The following is a 13,777-nucleotide window of genomic DNA, read 5'->3' as shown; positions in this document are numbered from 1 at the left end:
TCCGGCAGGGAAATCAACCTCCGCACGCCCTCCGGTACGGGGCGTCTGGAAGGTACGTCCGCCACTGCGCCCGCGTCAGCCCGCTGCCACCCGCCCGCGCGCACACCTGTGCCACGACCTGCCCGGGATCGACCACGTACCGCTGGAGCGGGACATGCGCGCTGCCCGCGTACAGGGTCGTGCCGTCCGGGCCGAAGGCGAGCGAGTCGAGACGTTCGCCCGACGTGGTCAGCGGTCCGCCCAGGGGCTGCCGGGCGACCACGTCCCACAGCTGGAGGCTGCCCGCGTCGCCGCCGACGGCGAGGATGCGGCCGTCCGGGCTCAGGGCCAGCGCGCTGACCGCCTCGGGGGTGGTGTCGTGCACGGCGGGGAAGACGTTGCGCAGCATGCCGGCCCGGTGCTGCACGTCCCCGTCCCACAGCGCGACCCGGCCGGTCTGGTCGCCCACGGCCAGCAGGGAGCCATCGGTGTCGAAGGCGAAGGCGCCGACCTGGTCTCCCTGGACGAGATTGCGTCCGGTGACGGAGCCGCCAGGGAGCCGCGCGAGGCGGTTGTCACCGACCAGGAGCCGGCCGTCGGGGCGAACGGCCAGGTCGCCGCTGGCCAGACCGGGCAGGGTCGAGACCGGGCGGTGGCGCCCGGTGTCCCACACCTCGTCGCGCAGTTCGCCGACGGCGGGCGTGCGGACGCCGTACAGCCTGAGGCCGCCGGAGTCCAGGGCCAGGCCGATGACGGCCCCGGCGGAGTCGCCGGTCGCAAGGTCCAGGGTGGTACGCATGCGGTGGTGGGACACGTCCCAGAGCGTGATCAGCTGGGGGGCGGCCTCGTAGCCGGCGGCGTAGATGCCGTAGGCGAGTGTGCCGCTGTCCGGGGCGAACGCCATCAGGGGCGTGGTGTCGCCCGGGTCGACCGGGCGTGCGGGATCACGGGAGACGGGGAGAGGAGAAGACGGCAGCGTCCGAACGACGTGGCCGTCCCGGGTGTCGCGGAGCTGGAAGCGGTAGTCGCCGCCGATGCGTTCGGCGGTGACCAGGGTACGGCCGTCCGGGCTGAGCAGCGCGTCGTCCAGGGGGTGCCCGAGCCAGGCGGGGGTGACGGCCCGGGTGAGGTCGAGTGAGTGGACGGCGCCGCCCTCGAGGTAGCGCAGGGTCGGGTGACCGGGATCCCAGTACAGGCCCCGGTACAGGTGCTGCCCGTCGAGGGCGTGACGGAACACGGGGGCGTCGGGGGAGGACAGCCGCCACACCGTGATCTCCGTGCTGTCGGCCGTCGCCAGGAAGTCCCCTTCCTTGCTGAAGGAGGCGTAGTCCACGCCCGGCTGGGAGAGCTCGGCCACTTGGTGTCCCGACCGGATGTCCCAGACGCGGACGCCGTTCGCGGTGAACGCGGCCAGCCGCCCGGAGCCCAGTACCGGCGCGGCCTCGTCGTCGCCGCAGACGTCCGTGGCATTCGTCCAGTCTCCGGACAGAGCGCGATGGCGGGCGGTGTCCCATACCTGTGGTGCGGCCGAGGCGGAGGAGCAGACCACCATCAGCGGACCGCCGGGACCCGGGCCCGCGGCCGCGTCGGCCGACCGCGCGGCGAACAGCAGGCGGCCGTCCCGGACGGAACGCAGCAGCGTCTGGTCGTCGCCGTCCACGGAGGTCACCAGATAGCCGGCACCGGTGAAGTCGACGATGGAGTAGGGCTTCTCCGGATGGGCCGGGTCGCCGGTCCATGCTCCGGTGGCCGTGTCCCACAGCCGTACGCCGTCGCTCGCCGAGAGCGCCAGCACACGTGCGTCCTCACTTACCGCGACCGCCGTCTGTCCGGCGGGGAGCCGCCCCGAGGCGATGCGGCGGTGGGTGGCCACGTTCCAGGTGCGCCAGGTGTGGCCCTCGACGCTGAGCAGCGTCCGGCCGGAGTCGGCGAGGAAGCGATCGGAGTCGTCACCGGGTTCGGGGTCGGTGAAGGTATCCGTCTCCGGCTGGGCGAGGGAGCCGAGCAGGGCCCGGTGTGTCTCGGGAAGTGTGGCCGTCCGCCAGGCGGCCACGCCGAGCAGCAGCGCGGCACGCGGGTCGGTGGTGCGCAGTGCGTCGGCGACGTCGGCCATGTGGCGGGCCGTGTTCTGGGTGCGCTGGGTCTGGTTGTCGTCGTACTCGCGCCAGACGGCGAAGCCCGTCAGCAGTGCCACCGCCAGGACGGCGGACAGTGACACGGTCAGGAAGCGGTACCTGCGGCTGGTGCGGGCGGCTGCCCGGCGTTCCGACGCGCGGGCCTCGAGCGCGCAGGTGAGGAACGTCCGCTCCGACACGGTCAGCGCCTGGTCCCGCTCGTGGTCGGGGAACAGCTCCTCGGCGCGGGTCAGCCGGGTGCCTCGGTACAGGGCGCCGGGGTCGTGGTCGTGCTCCAGCCAGGTGCGGGCCGCGTCCGCCAGCATCCGGTGGTGGCGCAGCCTTTCGCGGTCCTGCTCGATCCATTCGTGCAGCCGGGGCCAGCAGGTGATGAGCGCCTCGTGAGCGAGTTGGACGCCGTCCTCGCCGGCGGTCAGCAGCCGGGCACGGGTCAGCCGTTCCACCACGACCGTCGCGTCCGGAGTCGCCCACTCCTCCAGTTCGGAGCGGGCGAGGGGGCGGCGGGTGTCGGGGGTGCCCTGGCCGGGCTCGACCATCCGCAGCATCAGGTGCCGTGCGGTGCGGGCCTGCTCCGGCGACAGGCCGCCGTACACCTTCTCGGCGGTCGCCGCGATCGCGCCGCGCACCCCACCTGCGGCCTCGTAGGCGGCGAGCATGAGCGTCCGCCCCCTGCGACGGCGCCAGGTCTCCAGCAGGGCGTGCGAGAGCATCGGCAGGGCGCCGGGTTCGCCGTGGACCTCGTCGATCAGACGGGCGGTCAGTGTCCGTTCGACGAGACAGCCGACCGCCTGGGCCGGGCCGACCACCGCCTGCCGCAGTTCGTCGGCCACCATCGGTCCCAGCAGCAGCGCGGCACCTCGTAGGGCGTCCGCCAGGCCCCGGTGCTCGGCGCAGCGGGCGTAGAAGTCGGCACGTACGGCGACCAGCACCCGCAGTCTGTTGCCCGGGTCGCGGGCGGCGAGCAGCAGATCGATGAAGCGCGAGCGCTGGTGCGGGTCGCGGCAGAGGGTGAAGACCTCCTCGAACTGGTCCACGACGACCCAGCTCTCCGGCTCGTCCTCGGCCGGGGTGAAGAGGTGTCCGTAAGTCGTGGCGGGTGTGGGCCCGGGGGTCATGATCCGCAGCTTCACGGGGTGGTCGCGCTCCGCGCTCATCTCCTGCAGCCGGGGGATCAGGCCGGCCCGCAGCAGGGACGACTTCCCGCTCCCCGAGGGGCCGAACAGCACCGCGAACCGTTGCCGGTACAACAGGTCCCTGACCTCGGTCACCATCCGGTCCCGCCCGAAGAACAGATGGCGGTCGGACGGCTCGAACCGGGTGAGGCCGCGATACGGCGACGGAGCGTCCTCGGGAAGTTCGGCGGGGGCCCGGTCCAGCTCCGCCTCGGCCTCCTTCCACCGGCGTTCCCACTCCCCGGGGTCGCCCGCACAGGCGCGCGCATACCCGAGGACGACGGCGAGCGAGGGCAGCCGCTTGCCCCTGGCGGCTTCGGACAACGTTGCCGACGAGAACCCCGCCGTCTTCTCCATCATCCGGTAGGAGGGACTGCCCGCGCCCCTGCGCAGCTCCCGCAGCTCGCAGGCGAGCCGCTGCACGGGACCGGCCGCCGGGTCCAGGGGTCTCTCGGGACGCCCCATGCGCTCGTACCTCCATACACCTGGCGAAAAGAGACATCAGGAGCGATGACCATACGAGTGGCCCGGCGACGTCCGAATTGCCCCCAGGTGACGGCCAGGTGAATCCGATCGATCCTTCGGCCCTGACGGGGTTGATTTGTGTGACGGAAGGGAGGTGCCTGCCAACTTTCCGGTGGCGAATCTCAATGAGGCAAGGCCGGATCCCGGCACACCGAACACCTGGAGAGAACAGCGCCATGTCCCGCTTCCAAGCCATCCGTAACCTGTCCACCACGGCCGTCGCGTCGGCCGCGCTCGTCGCCGTCGCCGTCACCGGCGTGAGCGGGCTCACGTCCGGCGACCACCCGTCCCACCCGGGTTCACAGATCCAGCTGGTCGGCAAAGACGTTCCGACCGACGGTATGAGCTATGACATGACCGTCGGCGTCCACAAGGACTTCGCCAACCGCTACGACGCCATCATCAACGACATCCGTGGACGACTGCGGGGCACCCGCCTCTACGGCAACATCATCCTGACCAGGTCTGTAGACGACTACTTCCCCGTCACCCTGGCCATGGGCGGCAGCCAGGTCACCCTGGTGATCAACGCGAGGAACCTGTACGTCGTCGGCTGGCGCAATGACGGCACGGACACGTACTACCGGCTGGACACAGGGCCCGCGACCTATGGCGGTGCGCGCCCCCGGAACCTCGACTGGGTCAACTACAACGACATGGAGAGGGCCGCCGGTGTCAGCCGGGACAGCCTGGGCATCTCCATGGGCACCATCCAGGGCGCGATCAGTGACCTGGGCAGCCGTAACAGCACGACAGCCGGCCGGAACGAGGCGCGGTCCCTGCTGATCCTCACCCAGGCCCTCGCCGAAGGCGCCCGCTTCGACTTCATCTCCTACCGCATCAGCCAGGCAATCAGAGGCAGCCACAAGTGGTACCCGGGAACGTCGTCGAGGGTCAGCAGCACCGGGTCGAGCGGCAGCAACATCGACGTGACGGGCATTGACCTCGAGAACAACTGGGACGGCATCTCCAGGGCCGCCCAGAACGCGACCCAGAACGGCACCCACCCGAACTACCGCATCGGCGACGGCACCCTCTGGACGCTGTCGGCCATCGACGCCCAGTTGGCAGTGGCTCTCCACCACTCTCTGTGACACGGCGAGCCCCCTACCGCGCCGGGCGGGGTGGGTGTCGGACGACGCTCCCCCCATGGAGGTCCCCACCTCGTCGGCGACTACATCGTCCGCGCCCCGCACCGGTCGCCGGCGCGGGGCGTCGCCGGCGGACGTCGTCCACGTCTGGTCCCTGCTGCGGCGCGCCAGCTGTCCAACACCACCTTCACCACCCACGAGCACCTCATCCAGACCATCCGCCACGACATGAGGAAGATCCGGTACCGCCCTCATCTCATCGACGCATGCCTCGCCGGAACCGGACTGTCACTCATCCCGACGACATCACGAGTTCAAGCTCAGTAGTGCGTTGTGGATCGAGGAGGGTGCGATGCCGTCGGGTCGGTGCTGGGGTTGATGGAACAGCGTGAGGCGCGGGCGAGGCAGGATCTGGAGTCCTGGACGGAGGTCCTGGAGCAGGCTCAGGCTGAGGTGGATGCCGCGCGGGAGCGAGTCGAGCGGGCCCGGGTGGGGCGTGAGGAGCTCGTGTCGGTGCCGGCCGAGGAGAGCCCGGTGAATACGTCGGTTTCTGTGCCGTCTGGTGGTGAGATGGCTGTCGCGGTGGGGTCGAGTGGCTTGGGCGCGGGGCATGGCGAGAGGCCGTCGGTGTGGCGGTCGGGCATGGGGGAGGTGCTCAGCGGCCTGTATCGGGAGGTGTTCGCCGCTGCGGTGGCCGCGTCGGGTCCGGTGAACGGGGTGGAGCTGACGCGGGCGGTGGGCCGAGAAGCGGAGATCAAGAACGAGGTGGAGAAGATCCGTCACCGTGCCTACGTGCTGGAGAGGCGGGGCTGGCTGGTGCGGGCGAAGGACGGACGGTTCACGCCCATTGCGTGCACCGCCCCTGGGCCGCCGCGGAGGGCCACCATGAGCGCCGAGCCGCTCTGGGCGTTCTCCGATCCGAAAGGGCCAACGCGGTCTGTCTGGGACCGCCTTGTCCCTTTCGGATGACCTGATGACGGTGTTGGGAAGAGACGGTGCCGCCGGTCAGCTGATGGTCTCTGCCTGGTGGGCTGCGGTGGGGTGCGGTAGCGGGATCCTCTGCGCGAGCTTGTCGCCTTCGACGTCGAGGTCGGGCAGCAGGCGGTTCAGCCGGGCGGGGATCCACCAGGCCTTCTCCTGGGCGAGTGCCATGGTGGCCGGGATGAAGGTCATGCGGATGACGAAGGCGTCGATGAGGATGCCTACGGCCAGTGCGAAGCCGGCCTGTTTGATCATGGGCTGGGCGTTGAAGACGAAGCCGGCGAAGACGGAGACCATGATGGTGGCCGCCGCCAGGACGACGGAGCTGGCACGGGCGAAGCCGGTGATGGTGGCGTTGATGGCGGTGGCGCCGTGGACGTGTGCTTCGCGTATGGAGGTCCCCAGGAACATCTGGTAGTCCATGGCGAGTCCGTAGAGGACGCCGGTGATGATGATGGGCAGCAGGCTCACGATCGGTGCGGTGGCGTCGAGTCCGATCAGGCTCTGCAGCCAGCCCCACTGGAAGACGGCTGTGGTGAGGCCGAAGGTGGCGGCGATGCTCAGCAGGAAGCCGAGGGTGGCCGTCACCGGGACCATGAGGGAGCGGAAGACCAGGAGCAGGACGATGAGGGACAGTCCGAGGACGGTGGCCACGTAGAGCGGCAGGACGTCGGCGAGCCGGTCGGAGACGTCGATCGCGAGGGCGGTGAAACCGGCGATGCCGATGTCGGCGCCATGAGTCGCGCGGATTTGCGGGCTCTTGTCCCGTACGGCTGTGACGAGATCCTTGGTGGCCTCGTCGTTCGGGCCGCTGCCAGGGATCAGGCTGAGGATGGCGGTGGTGCCGGTCTGGTTCATCCCGGCCAGGGAGACCGATGTGGCGCCCTTGACGCTTCGCAGGTCCGAGGTCACCGCGGCAAGGGTTGCGGGGGTGAGGGGCTGTCCGTTCGTGGTGGAGCCGACGGCGATCAGGAGGGGGCCGTTGTAGCCGGGCCCGTACGCGTCGCTGACCAGGTCGTAGCTGCGTCGCTGCCCGGTGTCGGTGTTGTAGCTGGCGCCGGAGGGCAGGCCCAGTTTCATGTCGGCGGCGGGCATCGCCAGGATCGCGGGGATCAGGATCGAGGCCGCGAGGGCGGCGTACCGGTGGCGGACCAGGAGTGCTCCCCAGCGGACGGCCCGGGTGCGCTGGGCACCTCCTGTCCGCTCCTGTTCCCTTCGCCGGGTAACGGTGGGGCAGATGCGTTCTTTGACCAGGCCCAGCAGGGCGGGCAGCAGGGTCAGGGCGAGCAGGACAGCGATCGCGATCGTGCCGGCCGCGACGATGGCCATGGTGCTGAGCAGCGTGATGCCGATGACCAGGAGCCCGGCCAGCGCGATGATGACGGTGCTGCCGGCGAAGAAGACCGCGCTCCCGGCGGTGCCGAGCGCACGGCCGGTCGCTTCATGGGGGTCCATGCCCTGGTCGAGGATCAGTCGGCGTTCTCGGTTGACGATGAACAGTGCGTAGTCGATGCCGACGGCCAGTCCCAGCATCAGCGCCAGCACCGCGGCGAGTGAGTGGATCTCGAAAATGGTGGAGAGGGTGAAGGCGCCGCCGACTCCCACCGTGACGCCGGCCAGGGCGATGACGAGTGGCAGACCTGCCGCGACGACCGATCCCAGAGTGATCAGCAGGACAACGGCCGCCACCGCGACGCCGACGACCTCTCCGACGCCGATGATGTCGGGGATCTCCATCATCGCCGCCGACGGCAGGACTTTCAGGCCGCCGGGCGCGGCCTGCTGCTTGGCGGCCTGGATGGTGCTGTCGATCGTCCCGGAAGGAAGTTCGAAGGTCTGCTCGTCGAACTGGAACTGCATCAGCGCCGTTGAGCCGTCCGCGGAGACGACGACCCCCGGCACCGGCTGGCCGCCCTGCTGCAAGGGGAGGGGTGTCTTGCCGGAGGACGGTCGTCCGGCGGCTTGGGCGACCGCTGCCTGAGCCCGCAGCAGTGGGCTGTTCTCGCCCTTGGCCGCTTCCCGGGCCAGGGCTTTCCTGGCGTCGATGACGTGGTCATGGCGGTAGACGGCGTCCACGGCGTCCACAAGGGCGGACCGGACCTTCTCGTCGTTGATCCGGGCGCCTTCCGGAGCGGTGAAGAGCAGCATGCCCTGGCCGCCGGACGCCTCTGGCAGGGAGGTGGCCAAGCCGTCGATGACCTTTTGGGACGGAGTGCCGTCGATGCGCACTTCATTGCTGAGCTTGACCGGATTTGCCACGAGCAGGAGTACGACCGCGGCCAGCACGGCCAGCCATCCTCCGATGACGTACCAGGGTTTGCCGTAGGCGAACTTTCCCAGCCGGTACAGCAGAACGGACACAGACTTCTCCCTCTGTTTCCAGGCGGCCTGACGGGCCAGGCCGCACCGCGAAGTGAGAGGGTACTATCAAACCGATAGTGAACTATCGATGCGGTAGGGTGCTATCGAATGCAGGGACCTCATCGGAGATCAGGGAAGAGTCACAGATGGCAACGATGGAGGGCCGCGTGCCCCGGCGCCGGGTCGACGCCCGCTCCAGCGTGGAGCGCATCACCGCCGCGGGACGGACGGTGCTGGGCAGAGGTGACGCCTCTCTGGAGCAGATCGCGGCAGAAGCCGGCGTGGGCATCGCCACGCTCTACCGCCACTTCCCCAACCGTGAGGCCATCGTCCGAGCTGTCCTGGAGGACATCCTCGAAACCGACCTTCTTCCCCTTGTCGAGCGAGCCGCCGACTCCCCGCGCACCCGCCAGGCTCTTCAGGACATCGCCACACATCTGCTCGACCTGATCACCGAGGAGCGGGGCCTGGTCACCTTCGCCGGCAACTTCGCCGACGTCGCAGTGGAAGTCCTCCAGCGCTTCAGCGCCTCACTCCATCCACTCCTGGTGCGCGCACAGCAGGCCGGCGAGATCCGCCCCGACCTCACCGCCGAGGACATCCCTCACTTCCTCGTCATGGCCGTCGCCGGCCTCGCCCTCCCCGGCGCCACGCCCTCACTGCGCGCCCGCTTCATCGCCCTGCTCTTCGACTCACTCAACCCGGCCACCGCGACCCCCCTGCCTCCCTTGCTCAGTGGAGAGGACGACCTGCGCGCCTCGCTCGGCAATGTCGCACGCACGTGATTCAGGCCACCTGACCTGCCAGGTCACCGGAGTCCACCCGCGGGGACTCGGGAGCGCGATGGCTTGGGTCGTGGGGTCGGCGGCACCGGCAGAGTGAAGCCACCGGTGCGGAGCGCCAGAGCGGGCGGGCGTGTTCCTGTACTCGCCGGCTGGATCGGCCGCTGGTCGAATGCCATGCGTTCCCGCAGTTGACGGCGTTGACCCTCGTCGTCGACAGCTGGCTGCATCCGAACGCTTCGATACCCCGGCGGCGCGGCTCGACGTGACGACACGATGTGGATGCCCCGTTCGTGGAAGCGCTGCTCGGCGACGTCGGGAAGGCAACCGGTCGCGTGTTGCGACAGCGCCCGGCGCCCGGCATGGGCCGCGGTGCTGTCGAATCGATCACACGTCAGAGGCCACATGTTCACTTGCGTCATGGAAACCGATCTGTTTTCCTAAGGGGAAACAGATCGGTTTCCGACCGATGGTCGGCCCATGACCAGCGACAAAGGGGAAAAGTGAGTACCACCTTCGACCGCGGGGCGCCCGCCTCCGGGAAAACAGACTCGGGCCACCGCGGCTCACACGCCGTGCGCTGGTGGGTGCTGGTCGTGCTGGGCGTGGCGCAGCTCATGGTCACGCTCGACGCGACCGTCGTGAACATCGCGCTGCCCGAAGCGCAGCATGACCTCGGTTTCAGTGACGGCAGCCGGCAGTGGGTCATCACGGGGTACGCCCTGGCGTTCGGCAGCCTGCTGCTGCTCGGGGGTCGCCTCGGTGACCTGTTCGGCCGCCGTACGACCTTCGTGACCGGCCTGGTCGGTTTCGCGGCCGCATCCGTCGTCGGCGGCGCGGCCACCAGCTTCGACATACTCGTCGCGGCACGCGTGGCCCAGGGCCTCTTCGCCGCGCTGCTCGCGCCCGCGGCGCTCTCGCTGCTCAGCGTGACCTTCACCGACCCGGCCGAGAGGCCGAAGGCGTTCGGCATCTTCAGTGCGTTGTCCGGCGCGGGCGCCGCGGTCGGACTCCTGCTCGGCGGCATGCTCACCGAATGGGCGTCGTGGCGCTGGGTGATGTACGTGAACGTCGTTTTCGCGGGCGTCGCGCTGGCCGGTGCGCTGCTGCTGCTGGCCAAGCCCGCGGTCACCGTGCGACCCAAGATCGACATTCCTGGCACCGTCGTGGTGAGTGCCGCGCTGTTCGGCATCGTCTACGGCTTCGCGCACGTCGAATCCACCAGTTGGACCGACCCGGTCGCCCTCGGCTCCATGATCATCGGCGTGGTGCTGCTCGGGGTGTTCGCCTGGCTGGAGTCCCGGGTCGCGCATCCGCTGCTGCCGCTGCGACTCGTGCTGGACCGGACCCGAGGTGGTTCGTTCCTGGCCGTGTTCGTCCTGGGCATGGGGATGTTCTCGATCTTCTTGTTCCTGACCTACTACCTGGAGGCCAGCATCGGCTACTCGCCGATCGAGGCCGGTCTGTCCTTCCTGCCGATGGTCGCGGGCATCGTCGCCGCGTCGACCACAGTGCCCTCACTGCTGCTGCCCAGGGTCGGCCCGAAGGTCGTGGTCAGCGCCGGCTTCCTGGTCTCCGCATCCGGCATGGCCCTGCTGACGCAGCTCACGCTGAACAGCGCCTACGTCACCAACATCATGCCCGGCATGATCCTGCTGGGCCTCGGTATCGGCACGGTGATGACCACCGCGTTCCAGGGTGCGACCGCAGGCATCCATCACGAGGACGCGGGCGTCGCCTCGGCGCTGATCAACACCAGCCAGCAGGTGGGCGGCTCGATCAGCACGGCACTGCTGACCACCGTCGCCTCATCGGCCGCGACCGACTACCTGTCCTCGCACAAGGCCGGCGCGCTGACCATGGCCCAGGCCGGGGTCGAGAGCTACACGGCCACCCTGGCGTGGGGCGCCGGGATCTTCGTGGTCGGCGCGGCGCTCACGGCGTTCCTGATGCCGAACGCACCTCTGGCGCCGTCGGAGGGCGAGCCCGTGCTTGCCCACTGAGCGTGCCGCCCACCCGGCCTGAATCCACCGAGCCCGCGCGGTCGATCGCAACGAGTGGACAATGTCGATCGCAACGAGTGGACAATGAGGAACGCCCTGCTACCAGCGCTGACCGGTGTTCTCACGGCACAGATCGGCGAAGGAAGACAGGGCATCTCTGGGATGGTGCCCGCTGCTACACGCGTGATCCGTCTTGAGGAGACTGATCAGCGCAGGAATCCGGCACCGTCCGTCAACGCGGCGTACGCGGCGTCAGATCCACGATATGGGCTGAATTTCCGAGGCCGGTGGGCATACCGGCATGCCGGGCACGCTCGGCCTCATGGCGACGGACGCCGCCCGCCTACCGCTGCTGGGGCTGTACTCGGCGGGCGCCATCGCGGTCTCCGGGATCGGTGCGCGCACCTCCTTGCCGTGTTGGGCGCGTCCGGCATGCTGGTGGGCACGTTGCCCTATGTCGCGAGGGTCGTGCCGACGGCCGGTTCCACCGCCACCAGAGGCGCTGCCCGGCTTCTGTCGCTTTCTCGCGGAGTTCGAACCCCTGCGGCAGATCCCCGGTGGCATCCGCTCGATCCACTACTACGGCGCCCAGGATGACGCGGGCCTGGCCCCGGGGTGGGTGATGATCGCCGTCGGCCTCGTGGCGGCCGCACTGTTTGGCTTCGGTGGAACGGGTTGGTGCGACCGCAGAGGACTGCACCGCATCCTCACCGAGGCGAACCCCGAGGAGACTGCCGTCCCTGCGTAGCGGAACACGACTCACCCAGGACGGGGGCCATTGTGCGGAGTGGCCCCGGCGCGTGCCGCTCCGTGGGGATGGGAGTGCGCACGCGGGCAGGGCTCGGCGACGGTCTTCCCCTTAAGGGCGTCGCCGAGCCTCTGTGCGCGCTTCCAGCGTGCGCTCGGCTCTGCGCGGCGCGGGAATCGTCCTGACGGCCCCTCTGTAAACCGATCGGTTTCCATTTCGTCGGAAGCGAGTTAATCTCGCAGTATGACCACCGAAGTGAAGCCAAGTTCCAGAGAGCGGCTGCTGGAGGCAGCGGCCACGCTCACCTACCGAGACGGTGTCCACATCGGCATCGATGCGCTGTGCAAGGCGGCGGGGGTGTCGAAGCGTTCCATGTACAAGCTGTTCGAGAGCAAGGACGAACTGCTGGCAGCGAGCCTGGAGGAACGCGCCGCCGCCTTCGTGGCCGGGCTCCTGCCCGCCGCGGACGACGGCCGCTCACCCCGCGAGCGGATCATGCACGTCTTCGAGCAGGTGGAATCGCAGGCGGGCGCACCCGAATTCCGAGGCTGCCGGTACCTGGCCGTGCAGATCGAGCTGAAGGACCAGAGCCACCCCGCGAGCCGGGTGGCGCACCGCATCAAGGCGAACCTGACGGCCTTCTTCCGTGCCGAGGCTGAACAGGGTGGGGCGAGCGACCCGGATCTGCTGGCCCGTCAGCTGATCCTGGTCTTCGACGGCGCCAGCGCCCGCGCCGGGATCGGAGCCGACAAACTGACAGGGCTCATCGCGCCCACGGTGACCACCATGCTCGATGCGGCACACCTGCGCTGACGCAGCGCCCTTCCGAGCAGGCTCGGTGACCTATGTGCTCTTCGAGTGGCTGCCGGTCTCCGACAGCAGGAGCGGCTCCCATAGCCTCATGCCCTTGCTTCCCGGCAGTCGGGAGGGGGAGCCCAATGGCCGTAAGAGCGTTGATGGGCATGCCGTGAGCCAGGAAGGGTGAGGAAGTAGGCCGACATGCCGAAGGAGGGGCCCGTTGCGTGGCCTTGCATGTGGAAACCGATCGGTTTACAGTGGCTGGAAACCGATCAGTTTTTCAATGGGTGCGGGAGTCACGATGACGACAGATCGGCCGGTGGCACTCGTGACGGGTGCGTCCTCCGGCATCGGAAAGGAAACCGCGCTCGCACTGGTCGCAGCGGGTTTCAACGTGGTCGGTACAAGCCGCGACACCTCACGCGTCACCCCGCTCGACGGTGTGACCTTCGTCGACCTCGACGTCGCCAGTGACGCCTCGGTCACCGCCGCGGTCCAAGAGGTGAGCGAGCGGTTCGGGCGGATCGACGTCCTGGTCAACAATCCGCGCAGGCCGCCACCGTGATCTCACCGCAGACCCGCGCTCCTGCGGTGTCCCGACCGGGTGTCCTCGCGCAGTACGAGCGCGTGGCCAACAGCAAGATGGGGGCCGTGGTCCGGGACGTGCTCAGGGGCCAGCGTTCCACTGCCACCCGGACCCGACTGGCCCAACCGCGGCTGCGGTTCGACCAGTTGCGGGGGCAGGTCGGCAGCGGGCCGATGACGCCGGCCCAGCGGACCGATGCCACCGCCATCCTCCGGGAGGCGAGGAACCTGGCGAGGGCCGACTTCAACAACGTGCGGGACGGGATCTGGCGCCGCCTGCGCGCCGACCCGGATCTCCAGCGCATCGAGGGGCGGCTCCAGGACGCCGGTGACGCGGCCCAGGGCGGTACCGCACTGCAGGTCAACACCCGGACCGCCGCGGGCACCCGGTTCGAGTCGCTCGGTGTCGAGCTCCGCACCCGGCTCTCGGACGACCCCTGGCGGTACAACGACCCCGCCAACCTCATCGTCACGGACGCCCCCCAGAACGAGCAGTTCCTCGAAGCGCTGCGCCGGCACGGCTCGATCTGGCCGACCGGTGACGTCGAGGAGTTCGTGATCCGGCATCAACTCAACGACCAGGGCGTGGATTTCTCGCCCGACACCCGGCGGTGACC

At 69.4% G+C, this 13,777-nt stretch carries 9 protein-coding genes and 1 pseudogene; 8 read left to right on the top strand and 2 right to left on the bottom strand.

Going from position 1 to position 13,777, the window contains the following annotated elements; genetic code table 11:
• Positions 1 to 13: 13 nt before the first annotated feature.
• Positions 14 to 3,751 carry a hypothetical protein gene (locus ACFZDK_RS42820; RefSeq protein WP_390981126.1) on the bottom strand — a complete coding sequence of 1,246 codons (3,738 nt, stop codon included), beginning with the start codon at positions 3,749 to 3,751 and terminating at the stop codon, positions 14 to 16.
• A gap of 236 nt (positions 3,752 to 3,987) precedes the next feature.
• Between ACFZDK_RS42820 and ACFZDK_RS42815 the strand changes: the two genes are divergently transcribed.
• Together ACFZDK_RS42815 and ACFZDK_RS42810 are read left to right on the top strand one after the other, a co-directional pair.
• Positions 3,988 to 4,905 (top strand): ribosome-inactivating family protein, encoded by a 918-nt coding sequence (locus ACFZDK_RS42815; protein WP_390981124.1) that lies wholly within the window; start codon positions 3,988 to 3,990, stop codon positions 4,903 to 4,905.
• A gap of 375 nt (positions 4,906 to 5,280) precedes the next feature.
• On the top strand, positions 5,281 to 5,871 hold the full coding sequence (locus ACFZDK_RS42810) for a hypothetical protein (protein ID WP_390981122.1): 591 nt from the start codon (positions 5,281 to 5,283) through the stop codon (positions 5,869 to 5,871).
• Between the two features lie 36 nt (positions 5,872 to 5,907).
• Here the strand turns inward: ACFZDK_RS42810 and ACFZDK_RS42805 are convergent, their stop codons facing one another.
• Positions 5,908 to 8,244, bottom strand: a complete 2,337-nt coding sequence (locus tag ACFZDK_RS42805; protein WP_390981120.1) for an MMPL family transporter — start codon at positions 8,242 to 8,244, stop codon at positions 5,908 to 5,910.
• Between the two features lie 146 nt (positions 8,245 to 8,390).
• On the opposite strand from ACFZDK_RS42805, the gene ACFZDK_RS42800 reads away from it, so the two are divergent.
• The 6 genes and pseudogenes from ACFZDK_RS42800 to ACFZDK_RS42775 all read left to right on the top strand — a co-directional run bounded on the left by ACFZDK_RS42800 (position 8,391) and on the right by ACFZDK_RS42775 (position 13,775).
• Positions 8,391 to 9,029: a TetR family transcriptional regulator gene (locus tag ACFZDK_RS42800; protein ID WP_390981118.1), complete on the top strand. Its 639-nt coding sequence runs from the start codon at positions 8,391 to 8,393 to the stop codon at positions 9,027 to 9,029.
• 500 nt (positions 9,030 to 9,529) lie between these two features.
• Entirely contained in the window at positions 9,530 to 11,029 is a 1,500-nt protein-coding gene (locus ACFZDK_RS42795) for an MFS transporter (RefSeq protein WP_390981116.1), read from the top strand.
• A 322-nt stretch (positions 11,030 to 11,351) separates the two neighbouring features.
• Complete coding sequence (locus ACFZDK_RS42790) at positions 11,352 to 11,777, top strand: hypothetical protein (RefSeq protein WP_390981114.1); 426 nt, start codon at positions 11,352 to 11,354, stop codon at positions 11,775 to 11,777.
• A gap of 243 nt (positions 11,778 to 12,020) precedes the next feature.
• Positions 12,021 to 12,590, top strand: coding sequence for a TetR family transcriptional regulator (locus ACFZDK_RS42785; RefSeq protein ID WP_390981112.1), 570 nt, complete (start codon positions 12,021 to 12,023; stop codon positions 12,588 to 12,590).
• Between the two features lie 286 nt (positions 12,591 to 12,876).
• Positions 12,877 to 13,119, top strand: a pseudogene (locus ACFZDK_RS42780) (SDR family NAD(P)-dependent oxidoreductase); the annotation flags it as partial.
• Positions 13,120 to 13,166: 47 nt separating this feature from the next.
• Positions 13,167 to 13,775, top strand: a complete 609-nt coding sequence (locus ACFZDK_RS42775; RefSeq protein WP_390981110.1) for a hypothetical protein — start codon at positions 13,167 to 13,169, stop codon at positions 13,773 to 13,775.
• The last annotated feature ends 2 nt before the right edge of the window (positions 13,776 to 13,777 follow it).

This window comes from Streptomyces sp. NPDC007901 (assembly GCF_042959465.1).
Taxonomy (GTDB): domain Bacteria; phylum Actinomycetota; class Actinomycetes; order Streptomycetales; family Streptomycetaceae; genus Streptomyces.
This window is presented reverse-complemented; position numbering and strand designations above follow the sequence as displayed.